This is a genomic window from Niveispirillum sp. (assembly GCF_052437035.1).
GTDB lineage: Bacteria > Pseudomonadota > Alphaproteobacteria > Azospirillales > Azospirillaceae > Niveispirillum.
Genome location: NZ_JBQVOH010000052.1, coordinates 1 through 236 on the forward strand (window position 1 = coordinate 1; position 236 = coordinate 236).

Below are 236 nucleotides of genomic sequence, written 5' to 3' on the forward strand. Positions count from 1 at the left end.
CTCCATATCCATGCCGCTGACGGGGTGGGCGTGGCCTTGCGCGATCTCGCCGCGGGCGAGCCTGCGCTGGGCACCACGACGGGCGCCGCCATTCCGCGCGGTCACAAGTTCGCGCTGCGTGCGCACCGCGCGGGCGAGGTTGTCACCAAATATGGCCAGCCCATCGGCGTTGCGACCTCCGCCATCGCACCGGGCGATCATGTCCACAGCCACAATCTGGTCACCGCGCTGGATGG

The 236-nt window shown here is 69.5% G+C and carries 1 protein-coding gene; it reads left to right on the forward strand.

Annotated elements, in window-relative coordinates; genetic code table 11:
- Positions 1–236, forward strand: a 236-nt coding sequence (locus tag ACT6Q8_RS25630; protein ID WP_444739496.1) for a UxaA family hydrolase, incomplete at both ends; no start/stop codon positions are given.